Genomic DNA, 13,998 nt, shown 5'->3' on the forward strand with positions numbered 1-13,998 from the left:
TCTGCTCGCCCTTTTGGTTCCGGGCGCTCCGGAAGGTGCTGTGTTTCCACGGCCTTTCCCGAGCCGTCCGCACAGCGGAGCAGTGTCATGTCCGAAGTAAATCTGTCCACCGACGAAACCCGCGTCAGCTACGGCATCGGCCGTCAGCTGGGCGACCAACTGCGTGACAACCCGCCACCGGGCGTGAGCCTGGATGCAATCCTGGCCGGTCTGACCGACGCTTTCGCCGGTAAGCCAAGCCGTGTGGGTCAGGAAGAAATGTCTGCCAGCTTCAAAGTCATCCGCGAAATCATGCAGGCTGAAGCCGCTGCCAAGGCTGAAGCGGCTGCCGGTGCCGGTCTGGCATTCCTGGCGGAAAACGCCAAGCGTGAAGGCATCACCACCCTGGCTTCCGGCCTGCAGTTCGAAGTGCTGACCCAGGGCGAAGGCGCCAAGCCATCCCGTGAAGACAGCGTTCGCACTCACTACCACGGCACCCTGATCGACGGCACTGTGTTCGACAGCTCCTACGAGCGCGGCCAGCCTGCCGAATTCCCGGTTGGCGGCGTGATCGCTGGCTGGACCGAAGCGCTGCAACTGATGAACGCCGGTAGCAAATGGCGTCTGTACGTGCCGAGCGAACTGGCTTACGGCGCACAAGGCGTGGGCAGCATCCCGCCGCACAGCGTCCTGGTGTTCGACGTCGAGCTGCTGGACGTTCTGTAACCCCTGTAGGAGCCAGCTTGCTGGCGATGAAGGCTGCGCACTCGCGGTCTGCTCATCGCCGGCAAGCTTGCCCCTTGATCGGCTTAGGTTTCATAGACGGATTTTTGCGCCCAGGCTTTGACAATCGGTACCGGTCGGCCGCAAGGCTCTGGCGTAGCAGAACAAAAACAGGTTGCGCACCAATTCCTTGAGTACCAGCGGTTCGCTGGAGCTCAGGCCGTTCAGGTCCAGATCTCCCTGGTCCTGCAGCTCGTTCAGGGCTTCCTCTTCCAGTACCGCACAGACTTCCCCGGTTTCCCGATGCAGGATTCGCAGGTAAGGGTGTGGGCGGTCCAGCCAGGCATCAATCAAATAAGTCATGGTCGTCATCTCCTTGAATGGGGTTCAATGAGAATAATTCTTATTCAATGAATAGCAAGTGCCTATTGGCGGTTTCTGCTTTTTTCTGTGCAGAAATTGTTTTCGATCAAATCGACTGGCTTTCTGCTAGCAAGGTTGCGGGTTGACCGAGCGGGGAGGGGCGTAGGGGGGGGACCCTCTCGCGGCGGGCGCGAGAGGGGGGGATTCAGACCTTGCGGACGAACTCGGACTTGAGTTTCATCGGGCCGATACCGTCGATCTTGCAGTCGATGTCATGGTCGCCATCGCACAGGCGGATGTTCTTGACCTTGGTGCCGACCTTGACCACCAGCGAGGTGCCCTTGACCTTGAGGTCCTTGATCACGGTAATGGTGTCGCCGTCTTGCAGCACGTTGCCCACCGAATCTTTCTTCACGGCTTCATCGGATACGGCTTCGGCTTCACCGCTGGCGGACCACTCGTGGGCGCACTCAGGGCAGATCAGCTGGGTGCCGTCCTCGTAGGTGTATTCGGAATTGCATTTTGGGCAGGGTGGCAAAGTGCTCACTTAAGCTCCTCAAAGTCAGGATGGCTAAAAAGCGCACATTGTATAGGGTTTTGTGGGCGAGAGGGGATGAAGGGGGGGCAGGGCAACGAGCCGGCTCCTGTGATGAGCAGGAGCCGGGCTGTTTAGTGGGTGCGGGCGACGGCGAATTCGCTCAGTTCCACCAGGGCATCGCGGTACTCGCTCGGTGGCAGGGCTTCCAGGCAAGTGATGGCGCGCGCGACGTAATCGCGGGCCAGTTGTGCGGTGTAGTCCAGGGAGCCCGAGGCCTCGACGGCGGCACGGATGCTTTCCAGATCTTCGATGCCGCCTTTCTGGATCGCCTGGCGAACCAGGGCTGCCTGTTCCGGTGTGCCTTCGCGCATGGTGTAGATCAGCGGCAGCGTCGGCTTGCCTTCTGCCAGATCGTCACCGACGTTCTTGCCCAGGGTCTCGGCATCGCCGCGGTAGTCCAGCAGGTCGTCCACCAGTTGGAAGGCCACGCCCAGATGGTCGCCAAAGGTGCGCAGGGCCTCGGCCTGTTCCTCGGTGGCGCCGGCCAGTGCGGCGGCGCTGTGGGTCGAGGCTTCGAAGAGCATCGCGGTCTTGCCGCGGATGACTTCCATGTAGGTTTCTTCGGTGGTGCTGGCGTCACGCACCTTGGAGAGCTGCAGGACTTCGCCTTCAGCGATGATCCGGGTGGCCTGGGACAGGATGCGCATGACCGGCATCGAGCCCAGCTCGACCATCATTTCGAACGAGCGCGAGTACAGGAAGTCGCCCACCAGTACGCTGGGAGCGTTGCCCCACATGGCGTTGGCGGTTGAGCGGCCACGGCGCATGCCGGACATGTCGACCACGTCGTCATGCAGCAGAGTGGCGGTGTGCAGGAATTCGATGGTGGCGGCCAGCAGGCGCAGGTCGTCGCCTTCACGGCCCAGGGCCTTGCCGCACAGCAGCACCAATAAAGGACGCAGGCGCTTGCCTCCGGCCGAGGTGATGTAATCGCCGATTTTGGAAACCAGCGGAACTCGGGAGGTCAGCTGTTTCTTGATGATGCCGTCGACGGCGCTAAAATCGTCCGCCACCGCGCGGTAGAAAGCTTGGGGTTGCATCAGCGACAGGTGCTCCAGAAGGGTTGCGCGGCATGCTAGGACCCACGTCCGCGGGTGTCAAGGCGCGGTCCCGCACGGCTAAAGCCCCGACGGGCTGTAATTTGTCAGGGTAAAACACTGGGGTATAGTCGCGTGCTGCCATTAAACCCAGGTTTCAGGGGGTTAGGTCCCCGGCGCCAGGGCTGGCAGCGTTGTCCGACGTGGCCTGAACGGCACTTGCAAGGCCATTGAGCCTTGCGTACAATCGCGCACCCTGAACTTCCTGGGCAGCACCTGCCTTACGCAATTGCACTTGGGCCGTTCCAGCCCCATGCAGCCATGCCAGCCAATACCTCTTCTTATAAAGAGCTGGGTGAGCAGGATTATCGGAGAAATACCATGTACGCAGTAATCGTTACCGGCGGTAAGCAATACAAGGTCGCTGAAGGTGAATACCTGAAGATCGAAAAACTGGAAGTCGCTACTGGCGAATCCGTGACTTTTGACCGCGTTCTGTTGGTCGCCAACGGCGACGACGTGAACATCGGCGCACCTGTTGTTGCTGGCGCAACCGTCAAGGCTGAAGTGATCTCCCAAGGTCGTCACGATAAAGTCCGCATCATCAAGTTCCGTCGCCGTAAGCACCACATGAAGCGTATGGGCCACCGCCAGTGGTTCACCGAGATCAAAATCACCGGTATTCAGGCTTAATTTCAGCCTAATTCCTCACTAGGAGAATTGAACTCATGGCACACAAAAAAGCTGGTGGTAGTACCCGTAACGGTCGCGACTCAGAAGCCAAACGCCTTGGCGTGAAGATGTATGGCGGCCAGGTCATCAAGGCCGGCAACATCATCGTGCGTCAGCGCGGCACCCAATTCCACGCTGGCTACGGCGTTGGCATGGGTAAAGATCACACCCTGTTCGCGAAAATCGAAGGCGTGATCAAGTTTGAAGTAAAAGGCGCCTTCGGTCGTCGTTACGTGAGCGTCGTCGCAGCTTAATTGCGCGATCGCTGGAAAAGCCCTGTCTCGCGACGGGGCTTTTTCGTTTGTGGGATGAGTCTCTTGCAAAACTGTTTGTACGAGCTGCCAGCGTTGGATGTTTCGGTCGTTGATTGAGGTCGCTGCGCTCATTTTTGCAAGAGTCTTATGTCTTAGTGCTTTTCAGCTCGCCCGTGTGGCGAGAGGCGTTTGAACATGAAGTTTGTTGATGAAGTATCGATTCGAGTAAAGGCTGGCGACGGCGGCAATGGTTGCATGAGTTTCCGTCGGGAAAAGTTCATCGAGAACGGTGGTCCCAACGGTGGTGATGGTGGTGATGGCGGCTCGATCTACATGGTCGCCGACGAAAACCTCAATACCCTGGTGGACTACCGCTACACCCGGCACTTCGATGCCGAGCGCGGCTCCAACGGCGGCAGTACCGACTGTACCGGCAAGAAGGGTGAGGATCTGGAGCTGCGGGTTCCGGTCGGTACCACGATCATTGATGCGGGCACTCAGGAAGTCATTGGCGACCTGACCAAGGCTGGCCAGCGGTTGATGGTGGTGCAGGGCGGCTGGCACGGTTTGGGCAACACCCGTTTCAAGTCCAGTACCAACCGTGCGCCGCGCCAGACCACTCCGGGCAAGCCGGGTGAGCAGCGTGATCTCAAGCTGGAGCTGAAGGTGTTGGCGGACGTGGGTCTGCTGGGCTTGCCGAATGCGGGCAAAAGTACCTTTATCCGCTCGGTGTCCGCGGCCAAGCCGAAGGTGGCCGATTACCCGTTCACCACCCTGGTGCCGAACCTGGGTGTGGTCAGCGTCGATCGCTGGAAGAGCTTCGTGATCGCCGACATTCCGGGTCTGATCGAGGGTGCTTCCGATGGTGCCGGCCTGGGGATTCGCTTCCTCAAGCACCTGGCGCGTACGCGCATCCTGCTGCACCTGGTGGACATGGCGCCGCTGGATGAAAGCAGCCCGGCGGATGCGGCAGAGGTGATTGTCAATGAGTTGATGAAGTTCAGCCCGTCCCTGGCCGAGCGCGAGCGCTGGCTGGTGCTGAACAAGTCCGATCAGATCCTCGAGGAAGAGCGTGAAGAGCGGGTCAAGGAAATCGTTGATCGCCTGGAGTGGACGGGGCCGGTATACGTGATCTCGGCCATCTCCAAGGATGGTACCGAGCGCCTGAGCCGCGACATCATGCGTTACCTGGAGGATCGTGCCGATCGCCTGGCAGCCGACCCTGCCTATGCCGACGAGCTGGCTGAGCTGGATCAGCGCATCGAAGACGAGGCGCGTGCCCAGTTGCAAGCCCTCGACGATCAGCGTGCTCTGCGCCGCAGTGGCGTGAAGAGTGTCCATGACATCGGTGATGATGACTGGGACGAAGAAGACGTTGACGATGAAGATGGTCCGGAAATCATTTACGTCCGCGACTGATTCGGCAGGAGCGGGCTTGCCCCGCGAAGACGGTTTATCTGGCAGGGTGCGGTGTTATCATCGCAGCCAAGCCAGCTTCCAAGGCGCCGCTCATTTGAGCGGCGTTTTGGTGTCTGCAGGATACAAATACGAATAACCCCATGAGTGGCGCTCGGTCGCGTCGCTCGCTGGCAAAGGTTGAATAAGATGCGGAGCAAGGTGACAGGTGCGCAGCGCTGGGTCGTTAAGATCGGCAGTGCGCTGCTGACGGCGGACGGCAAGGGGCTGGATCGCACGGCAATGGGTGTGTGGGTGGAGCAGATGGTGGCCTTGCATGAGGCCGGCGTCGAGCTGGTACTGGTTTCCTCCGGTGCTGTAGCGGCCGGCATGAGCCGCCTGGGCTGGACCGCACGACCGAGTGCGATGCATGAGTTGCAGGCCGCTGCGGCCATCGGCCAGATGGGGCTGGTGCAGGCCTGGGAGTCGAGCTTTGCCGAGCATGGCCGGCATACTGCACAGATTCTCCTGACCCATGACGACCTCTCCGATCGCAAGCGCTACCTCAATGCTCGCAGTACCTTGCGTGCCCTGGTGGAGCTCAAGGTGATCCCGGTGATCAACGAGAACGACACCGTGGTGACCGACGAGATCCGCTTTGGCGACAACGATACTCTGGCGGCGCTGGTGGCCAACCTGGTTGAGGCTGATCTGCTGGTGATTCTTACCGACCGTGACGGCATGTTCGATGCCGACCCGCGTAACAATCCTGATGCCCAGCTGATCTATGAGGCGCGGGCCGACGACCCGGCGCTGGATGCGGTGGCCGGTGGTACGGGCGGTGCGCTGGGGCGTGGCGGCATGCAGACCAAGTTGCGTGCGGCGCGGCTGGCTGCGCGTTCCGGGGCGCATACGATCATCGTTGGTGGGCGTCTGGATCGCGTGCTGGACCGCCTCAAGGCTGGCGAGCGCATCGGCACCTTGCTGTCGCCGGAGCGCGGCATGCTGGCGGCGCGCAAGCAGTGGCTGGCCGGGCATCTGCAGACCCGCGGCACCCTGGTGCTGGATGAGGGGGCGGTGTCGGCTCTGTCCCAGGGTAACAAGAGCCTGTTGCCGGTGGGGGTCAAGCAGGTCCAGGGTGGTTTCCGGCGTGGTGAGATGGTGGTGTGCGTAGCGCCGGATGGTCGTGAGATTGCTCGTGGCCTGGCCAACTACAGTGCGCTTGAGGCGCAGAAGATCATTGGTCAGCCGTCCGACGCTATTGTCGGTGTCCTGGGGTATATGGCGGAGCCTGAACTGGTACACCGCGATAACCTGATTCTGGTGTAAGTGGCGTAAGGAAAAGCGTATGCGCGTAGCAAAAGGATTGTTGGGCTTGCTCTTGGCGATGCCGTTCATGGCTTCGGCCGAGGAGATTGGCCAGGTGTCCACGGTGTTCAAGTTTGTCGGGCCGAATGACCGGATCGTGGTCGAGGCGTTCGATGATCCCAAGGTCGATGGGGTGACGTGCTATCTGTCGCGAGCCAAGACGGGTGGGCTCAAGGGTGGCCTGGGCCTGGCGGAAGATCGTGCGGAAGCCTCCATTGCCTGTCGTCAGGTGGGGCCTATTGCGTTCAAGGGTGAGCTCAAGGATGGCGACGAGGTATTCAAGGAGCGCACCTCGCTGGTATTCAAGACCATGCAGGTGGTGCGTTTCCTGGATAAGAAGCGCAATACCCTGGTGTACCTGGTCTACAGTGATCGCCTGATCGAGGGTAGTCCGCAGAATGCGGTGACGGCTATCCCGATCCTGCCCTGGCCGCACCCGTAACGGAGTTTCTCCTGGCATGCTGGCCCTCTGTTGAAGGCGGGGCTGGTTTGCTGGGTGGGTAAATCGCGGGCAATAAAAAACCGACCCTTGGGTCGGTTTTTTAACAAGCGTGTCGCTTAGGCTGCAGCAGCAAGGTTCAGAGCCTTGATGTGGCCATTCAGACGACCTTTATGGCGAGCAGCCTTGTTCTTGTGGATGATGCCTTTATCGGCCATGCGGTCGATAACTGGCACAGCCAGAACATAAGCAGCTTGCGCTTTTTCAGCGTCTTTTGCGTCGATGGCTTTAACTACATTCTTGATGTAGGTACGAACCATGGAACGCAGGCTGGCGTTGTGGCTGCGACGCTTCTCAGCCTGTTTTGCACGTTTTTTGGCGGAAGGTGAGTTGGCCACCGTCGAGCTCCTCGAAAGACTTTTTGGGAAATAGCAAACAAAATAGGCCGCGAATCATGCCGATGAGTTGAAGTCTTGTCAAGGGCGGGTGATGCGTTCCGCTGAGTGGTCGATCTGAAGAGGCGGGATATTTATTTCCGGCGCTTGACCTGTAAACTCGCGAGCTTTGGCTCTGTGCTGTTGCGGCGCGGAGTATCGCATAAGTGGGTGTCTTTTCGCCTGCTGTTTATCTACAAGGCGCAAAACCTTTTCATGAACCTGCTCAAGTCGTTGGCCGCCGTCAGCTCTATCACGATGCTTTCCCGGATACTGGGGTTTGTGCGTGACACCATCATCGCGCGCACTTTCGGTGCCGGGATGGCCACCGATGCCTTCTTCATTGCCTTCAAGCTGCCCAACCTGCTGCGGCGCATCTTTGCCGAAGGAGCGTTCTCCCAGGCGTTCGTGCCGATCCTGGCGGAATACAAGAGCCAGCAGGGGGAAGAGGCGACCCGTACCTTCATTGCCTATGTCTCGGGTCTGCTGACCCTGGTCCTGGCGCTGGTGACGGCTTTGGGCATCATCGCCGCGCCCTGGGTGATCTGGGCCACGGCACCGGGGTTCGTCGACTCTCCGGAAAAGTTCGCCCTGACCTCTGACCTGTTGCGGGTGACCTTTCCTTATATATTGCTGATCTCGCTGTCGTCTCTGGCCGGGGCAATCCTCAATACCTGGAATCGTTTCTCGGTGCCGGCCTTCGTGCCGACCCTGCTCAACGTCAGCATGATCATTTTTGCGGTGTTTCTGACGCCGTATTTCGATCCGCCAGTGATGGCTCTGGGCTGGGCGGTGCTGGCTGGTGGCCTGGCGCAGTTGCTGTATCAGCTGCCGCACCTGAAGAAGATCGGCATGCTGGTGCTGCCACGCCTGAACCTGCGGGATACCGGGGTCTGGCGGGTGATGAAGCAGATGCTGCCGGCGATTCTCGGGGTTTCGGTGAGCCAGATTTCGTTGATCATCAACACCATCTTCGCCTCTTTCCTGGTAGCCGGTTCGGTGTCGTGGATGTATTACGCCGACCGCCTGATGGAGCTGCCGTCCGGTGTGCTGGGGGTGGCGCTGGGCACCATTCTTCTGCCGACCCTGGCCAAGACCTACGCCAGCAAGGACCGCCACGAGTATTCGCGGATTCTCGATTGGGGCCTGCGCCTGTGTTTCATCCTGGTGCTGCCGTGCTCCCTGGCCCTGGGTATCCTCGCCGAGCCGCTGACCGTGTCACTGTTCCAATACGGTGAGTTCAGTGCCTTCGATGCGTCCATGACCCAGCGTGCGCTGGTGGCTTATGCCGTGGGTTTGCTGGGGATCATCGTGATCAAGGTGCTGGCGCCGGGCTTCTATGCGCAGCAGAACATTCGTACACCGGTGAAAATCGCCATCTTTACGCTGATCGTCACCCAACTGCTGAACCTGGCCTTTATCGGCCCCCTGAAACACGCGGGCCTGGCCCTGGCCATTAGCGCCGGGGCCTGTATCAACGCCGGACTGCTGTTCTACCAGTTGCGCAAGCAGCAGATGTTCCAGCCGCTGCCGGGGTGGGGGCGGTTCACCTTGAAGTTGCTGTTGGCGGTAGCGGTCATGTCCGCGGTATTGCTGGGCCTGATGCATTTCATGCCGGCCTGGGATCAAGGCCATATGCTCCAGCGGTTCCTGCGCCTGGGCGTGCTGGTGGTGGCTGGGGTGGTGGCATATTTCGGCATGCTGGCGCTGCTGGGCTTCCGTTTGCGCGACTTCAATCGCAAGGCCTTGAACTGACGGCTGTTTAGTCGCCAGGGCAGGGCAGGCATCGGTTTTGTCGGATCAACCACATTGGGTGCGGTGCTGCCTGTCGTCGGCCGCCGGGTGTGGTTATAATCGACCACTTTATGAGCAAGAAGCGCGTTATGCAGCTGGTTCGAGGCCTCCACAATCTGCGCCCCCAGCATCGGGGCTGCGTCGCCACTATTGGCAACTTTGACGGTGTTCACCGTGGTCACCAGGCTATCCTGGGCCGGCTGCGCGAACGTGCGCTCGAGTTGGGCGTGCCCAGCTGCGTGGTGATTTTCGAGCCCCAGCCGCGGGAATTCTTTGCCCCCGAGACGGCTCCGGCGCGTCTGGCCCGCCTGCGGGACAAGCTGCAGTTGCTGGCTGACGCCGGTGTTGACCGGGTGCTGTGCCTGGCCTTCAACCAGCGCCTGAGCAAACTCAGCGCCAGCGAGTTCGTCGAGCGAATTCTGGTGGATGGCCTGGGTGTACAGCACCTGGAAGTGGGTGATGACTTCCGCTTCGGTTGCGACCGGGTCGGTGATTTTGACTTCCTGCAGCAGGCCGGAGCCACCCACGGCTTTACCGTGGAGGCGGCGCAGACCGTCGAGCTCGACGGCCTGCGGGTGAGTAGTACCCAGGTCCGCAATGCCCTGGCCGCCGCCGATTTCGATCTGGCCGAGCGCCTGCTGGGTCGCCCGTACCGCATTGCCGGGCGGGTGTTGCACGGCCAGAAACTGGCGCGCCAGTTGGGTACGCCCACTGCCAATGTGCAGTTGAAGCGCCGTCGCGTGCCGCTTTCCGGGGTGTACCTGGTGAGTGTCGATCTCGATGGCAAGACCTGGCCCGGCGTCGCCAATATCGGCGTGCGGCCCACGGTTGCAGGTGATGGCAAGGCCCACCTGGAAGTACATCTTTTAGATTTTGCCGGCGATCTGTATGACCGGCGTTTGACGGTGGTTTTCCACCACAAGCTGCGTGAAGAGCAGCGTTTCGCCTCCCTGGAGGCGTTGAAGACGGCGATCAATGCGGATGTTGCCGCCGCCCGTGCCCAAGTGGCACGTATCCATAGCGCCAATCGCTAATGAAGAGCCTTAAATGACCGACTATAAAGCCACGTTAAACCTTCCGGACACCGCCTTCCCAATGAAGGCCGGCCTGCCTCAGCGCGAACCACAGATTCTGCAGCGTTGGGACAGCATTGGCCTGTACGGAAAGTTGCGCGAGATTGGCAAGGATCGTCCCAAGTTCGTACTGCACGACGGTCCTCCCTATGCCAACGGCTCGATTCACATCGGTCATGCGGTCAACAAGATTCTCAAGGACATGATCATCCGCTCGAAAACCCTGGCGGGTTTCGACGCGCCTTACGTTCCTGGCTGGGACTGCCACGGTCTGCCGATCGAGCACAAGGTCGAGGTGACCCACGGCAAGAACCTGTCCTCGGACCAGACCCGCGAGCTGTGCCGCGCCTACGCTTCCGAGCAGATTGAAGGGCAGAAGGCCGAGTTCATCCGCCTGGGTGTGCTGGGCGACTGGGCCAATCCCTACAAGACCATGAACTTCGCCAACGAGGCCGGCGAGATCCGTGCCCTGGCGGAAATGGTCAAGGGCGGCTTCGTGTTCAAGGGCCTGAAGCCGGTGAACTGGTGCTTCGACTGCGGCTCGGCCCTGGCTGAAGCAGAAGTCGAGTATCAGGACAAGAAGTCCGCGACCATCGACGTGGCCTTCCCGGTCGCCGACGAAGCCAAGCTGGCCGGCGCCTTCGGCCTGGCCAAGCTGGCCAAGCCTGCTGCCATCGTGATCTGGACCACCACCCCCTGGACCATCCCGGCCAACCAGGCGCTGAACGTACACCCTGAGTTCAACTATGCCCTGGTCGACACCGGCGCACGCCTGCTGGTGCTGGCCGAAGAGCTGGTGGAATCCTGCCTGGCCCGCTACAACCTGGAAGGCTCGGTGATTGCCACGGCTCCAGGTTCGGCCCTGGAACTGATCAATTTCCGTCATCCGTTCTACGATCGTCTGTCGCCGGTGTATCTGGCCGAATACGTGGAGCTGGGTGCCGGCACTGGCGTGGTTCACTCGGCCCCGGCCTATGGTGAAGACGACTTCGTGACCTGCAAGCGTTATGGCATGGTCAACGACGACATCCTCAATCCGGTGCAGAGCAACGGTGTCTACGCGACATCGCTGGAGTTCTTCGGCGGCCAGTTCATCTGGAAGGCCAACCCGGCCATTGTCGACAAGCTGAGCGAAGTCGGTGCGCTGCTGCACACCGAAACCATCAGCCACAGCTACATGCACTGCTGGCGCCACAAGACCCCGCTGATCTATCGCGCCACCGCGCAGTGGTTCGTTGGCATGGACAAGCAGCCGGAAGCCGGCGACACCCTGCGCCAACGCGCCCTGCAAGCCATCGAAGACACCCAGTTCGTACCGGCCTGGGGCCAGGCACGCCTGCACTCGATGATCGCCAACCGCCCGGACTGGTGCATCTCCCGCCAGCGCAACTGGGGTGTGCCGATCCCGTTCTTCCTGAACAAGGAAAGCGGCGACCTGCACCCACGCACTGTCGAGCTGATGGAAGAAGTGGCCCAGCGCGTCGAGCAGGAAGGCATCGAGGCCTGGTTCAAGATGGACGCCGCTGAGCTGCTGGGCGACGAAGCCGCCCAGTACGACAAGATCAGCGACACCCTGGACGTCTGGTTCGACTCCGGCACCACTCACTGGCACGTGCTGCGCGGTTCGCACCCCATGGGCCACGAAAGCGGTCCGCGGGCCGACCTGTACCTGGAGGGCTCCGACCAGCACCGTGGCTGGTTCCACTCGTCCCTGCTCACCGGTTGCGCCATCGACAACCACGCGCCGTACCGCGAACTGTTGACCCACGGCTTCACCGTGGACGAGAACGGCCGCAAGATGTCCAAGTCCCTGGGCAACGTGATCGCGCCACAGAAGGTCAACGACACCCTGGGTGCCGACATCATGCGCCTGTGGGTCTCGGCCACCGACTACTCCGGCGAGATGGCGGTTTCCGACCAGATTCTGCAGCGCAGCGCCGACGCCTACCGGCGGATCCGCAACACTGCGCGTTTCCTGCTTTCCAACCTGAGCGGCTTCAACCCGGCCACCGACCTGCTGCCGGCCGAAGACATGCTGGCCCTGGACCGTTGGGCCGTGGACCGTACCTTGTTGCTGCAGCGCGAGCTGGAGCTGCACTACGGCGAATACCGCTTCTGGAACGTCTACTCCAAGGTGCACAACTTCTGCGTGCAGGAGTTGGGCGGCTTCTACCTCGACATCATCAAGGACCGCCAGTACACCACCGGCGCCAACAGCAAGGCGCGCCGCTCGGCGCAGACCGCGCTGTACCACATCTCCGAAGCGCTGGTGCGCTGGATCGCACCGATCCTGGCCTTCACCGCCGATGAGCTGTGGGAATACCTGCCGGGCGAGCGTAACGAATCCGTGATGCTTAACACCTGGTACGAAGGCCTGACCGAATTGCCCGCTGACTTCGAACTGGGCCGCGAGTACTGGGAAGGCGTGATGGCCGTCAAGGTTGCGGTGAACAAGGAGCTGGAAGTTCAGCGCGCGGCCAAGGCCGTCGGTGGCAACCTGCAAGCCGAAGTCACCCTGTTTGCCGAGGATGGCCTGGCCGCTGACCTGGACAAGCTGAGCAACGAACTGCGTTTCGTGCTGATCACCTCGACCGCCAGCCTGGCCCCGTTTGCCCAGGCACCAGCGGACGCCGTGGCCACCGAAGTACCGGGCCTCAAGCTCAAAGTCGTCAAGTCGGCCTTCCCCAAGTGCGCCCGTTGCTGGCACTGCCGTGAAGACGTCGGCGTGCACCCTGAGCACCCGGAAATCTGCGGTCGTTGTGTAGACAACATCAGCGGAGCAGGCGAGGTCCGTCACTATGCCTAACGCCGCAGGCCGTTTCGGCCGTCTGGGCTGGCTGTGGTTGAGCGTGCTGGTCCTGGTCATCGACCAGGTCAGCAAGCTGCACTTCGAAAGTTCGCTGAGCATGTACCAGCAGATCGTGGTGGTCCCGGATTACTTCAGCTGGACCCTGGCCTACAACACCGGCGCCGCCTTCAGCTTCCTCGCCGACGGCTCCGGCTGGCAGCGCTGGCTGTTCGCCCTGATCGCGATTGCGGTCAGTGCGGTGCTGGTGGTCTGGCTCAAGCGTCTGGGGCGCAATGAAACCTGGCTGGCCATCGCTCTGGCGCTGGTGCTGGGCGGGGCCCTGGGTAACCTGTACGACCGCATCGCCCTGGGCCATGTGATTGATTTCATCCTGGTGCACTGGCAGAACCGCTGGTACTTCCCGGCATTCAACTTCGCCGACAGTGCCATTACCGTTGGCGCGGTGATGCTGGCCCTGGATATGTTCAAGAGCAAGAAAACCGGAGAAGCCGTTCATGACTGAACAGGTATTGACTGATCAACGCATCGGTCAGAACACGGAAGTCACTTTGCATTTCGCATTGCGCCTGGAGAACGGCGACACCGTAGACAGCACGTTCGACAAGGCCCCGGCGACCTTCAAGGTCGGCGATGGCAACCTGCTGCCAGGGTTCGAGGCGGCGCTGTTCGGCTTCAAGGCCGGCGACAAGCGCAACCTGACCATCGAACCGGAAAACGCCTTCGGCCAGCCCAACCCGCAGAACGTGCAGGTCATCCCGCGTTCGCAGTTCCAGGACATGGAGCTTTCGGAAGGCTTGCTGGTGATCTTCAACGATGCGGCGAACACCGAGTTGCCAGGTGTGGTCAAAACTTTCGATGACGCGCAGGTGACCATCGATTTCAACCACCCGCTGGCCGGCAAGACCTTGACCTTCGACGTTGAAATCATCGACGTCAAAGCGCTTTAAAAGCATCGCCGGCATGCCGTCTTCTATTATCCAGGAGCCGGCTGCCGGCGATC

Annotated in this window: 15 protein-coding genes; 11 read left to right on the plus strand and 4 right to left on the minus strand. The window is 60.9% G+C overall.

Going from position 1 to position 13,998, the window contains the following annotated elements; genetic code table 11:
* Positions 1 to 87 precede the first annotated feature (87 nt).
* Positions 88 to 705: a BamJ family beta-barrel-assembly machinery protein gene (gene bamJ, locus AC1RMG_RS29495; protein ID WP_007924751.1), complete on the plus strand. Its 618-nt coding sequence runs from the start codon at positions 88 to 90 to the stop codon at positions 703 to 705.
* A gap of 90 nt (positions 706 to 795) precedes the next feature.
* Here the strand turns inward: bamJ and AC1RMG_RS29500 are convergent, their stop codons facing one another.
* The 3 genes from AC1RMG_RS29500 to AC1RMG_RS29510 all read right to left on the minus strand — a co-directional run bounded on the left by AC1RMG_RS29500 (position 796) and on the right by AC1RMG_RS29510 (position 2,703).
* Complete coding sequence (locus AC1RMG_RS29500) at positions 796 to 1,065, minus strand: PA4570 family protein (RefSeq protein ID WP_493170852.1); 270 nt, start codon at positions 1,063 to 1,065, stop codon at positions 796 to 798.
* 205 nt (positions 1,066 to 1,270) lie between these two features.
* Positions 1,271 to 1,612: a zinc ribbon domain-containing protein YjdM gene (locus tag AC1RMG_RS29505; RefSeq protein WP_011063557.1), complete on the minus strand. Its 342-nt coding sequence runs from the start codon at positions 1,610 to 1,612 to the stop codon at positions 1,271 to 1,273.
* A gap of 122 nt (positions 1,613 to 1,734) precedes the next feature.
* Complete coding sequence (locus tag AC1RMG_RS29510) at positions 1,735 to 2,703, minus strand: polyprenyl synthetase family protein (protein ID WP_011063556.1); 969 nt, start codon at positions 2,701 to 2,703, stop codon at positions 1,735 to 1,737.
* A gap of 378 nt (positions 2,704 to 3,081) precedes the next feature.
* Between AC1RMG_RS29510 and rplU the strand changes: the two genes are divergently transcribed.
* The 5 genes from rplU to AC1RMG_RS29535 all read left to right on the plus strand — a co-directional run bounded on the left by rplU (position 3,082) and on the right by AC1RMG_RS29535 (position 6,891).
* A complete protein-coding gene (rplU, locus tag AC1RMG_RS29515) occupies positions 3,082 to 3,393 on the plus strand; it encodes a 50S ribosomal protein L21 (protein ID WP_003228361.1) in 312 nt (103 codons plus the stop codon).
* 35 nt (positions 3,394 to 3,428) lie between these two features.
* Positions 3,429 to 3,686 carry a 50S ribosomal protein L27 gene (gene rpmA / locus AC1RMG_RS29520; RefSeq protein ID WP_003228360.1) on the plus strand — a complete coding sequence of 86 codons (258 nt, stop codon included), beginning with the start codon at positions 3,429 to 3,431 and terminating at the stop codon, positions 3,684 to 3,686.
* Positions 3,687 to 3,881: 195 nt separating this feature from the next.
* The gene (cgtA, locus tag AC1RMG_RS29525; RefSeq protein WP_011063554.1) at positions 3,882 to 5,105 is read left to right on the plus strand and encodes an Obg family GTPase CgtA; all 1,224 of its coding nucleotides are present in this window, start codon (positions 3,882 to 3,884) and stop codon (positions 5,103 to 5,105) included.
* A 186-nt stretch (positions 5,106 to 5,291) separates the two neighbouring features.
* Entirely contained in the window at positions 5,292 to 6,410 is a 1,119-nt protein-coding gene (gene proB, locus AC1RMG_RS29530; RefSeq protein ID WP_011063553.1) for a glutamate 5-kinase, read from the plus strand.
* 19 nt (positions 6,411 to 6,429) lie between these two features.
* Positions 6,430 to 6,891 carry a CreA family protein gene (locus tag AC1RMG_RS29535; protein WP_011063552.1) on the plus strand — a complete coding sequence of 154 codons (462 nt, stop codon included), beginning with the start codon at positions 6,430 to 6,432 and terminating at the stop codon, positions 6,889 to 6,891.
* 116 nt (positions 6,892 to 7,007) lie between these two features.
* Here the strand turns inward: AC1RMG_RS29535 and rpsT are convergent, their stop codons facing one another.
* Entirely contained in the window at positions 7,008 to 7,286 is a 279-nt protein-coding gene (gene rpsT / locus AC1RMG_RS29540) for a 30S ribosomal protein S20 (protein ID WP_007924739.1), read from the minus strand.
* 252 nt (positions 7,287 to 7,538) lie between these two features.
* Here rpsT and murJ point away from each other — a divergent pair, with 252 nt between their 5' ends.
* The 5 genes from murJ to fkpB all read left to right on the plus strand — a co-directional run bounded on the left by murJ (position 7,539) and on the right by fkpB (position 13,945).
* The gene (gene murJ, locus AC1RMG_RS29545) at positions 7,539 to 9,077 is read left to right on the plus strand and encodes a murein biosynthesis integral membrane protein MurJ (protein ID WP_011063551.1); all 1,539 of its coding nucleotides are present in this window, start codon (positions 7,539 to 7,541) and stop codon (positions 9,075 to 9,077) included.
* Between the two features lie 128 nt (positions 9,078 to 9,205).
* Complete coding sequence (ribF, locus tag AC1RMG_RS29550; protein ID WP_161466726.1) at positions 9,206 to 10,150, plus strand: bifunctional riboflavin kinase/FAD synthetase; 945 nt, start codon at positions 9,206 to 9,208, stop codon at positions 10,148 to 10,150.
* 13 nt (positions 10,151 to 10,163) lie between these two features.
* Positions 10,164 to 12,995 carry an isoleucine--tRNA ligase gene (gene ileS / locus AC1RMG_RS29555; RefSeq protein ID WP_493170854.1) on the plus strand — a complete coding sequence of 944 codons (2,832 nt, stop codon included), beginning with the start codon at positions 10,164 to 10,166 and terminating at the stop codon, positions 12,993 to 12,995.
* Positions 12,988 to 13,500, plus strand: coding sequence for a signal peptidase II (lspA, locus tag AC1RMG_RS29560; protein WP_401028148.1), 513 nt, complete (start codon positions 12,988 to 12,990; stop codon positions 13,498 to 13,500). Before ileS ends, lspA begins: the two co-directional genes overlap by 8 nt.
* A complete protein-coding gene (gene fkpB / locus AC1RMG_RS29565) occupies positions 13,493 to 13,945 on the plus strand; it encodes an FKBP-type peptidyl-prolyl cis-trans isomerase (RefSeq protein ID WP_493170855.1) in 453 nt (150 codons plus the stop codon). The genes lspA and fkpB overlap by 8 nt, the downstream gene beginning before the upstream one ends.
* Positions 13,946 to 13,998: the final 53 nt, after the last annotated feature.

This window comes from Pseudomonas sp. GW822-FHT04H02, assembly GCF_058800645.1.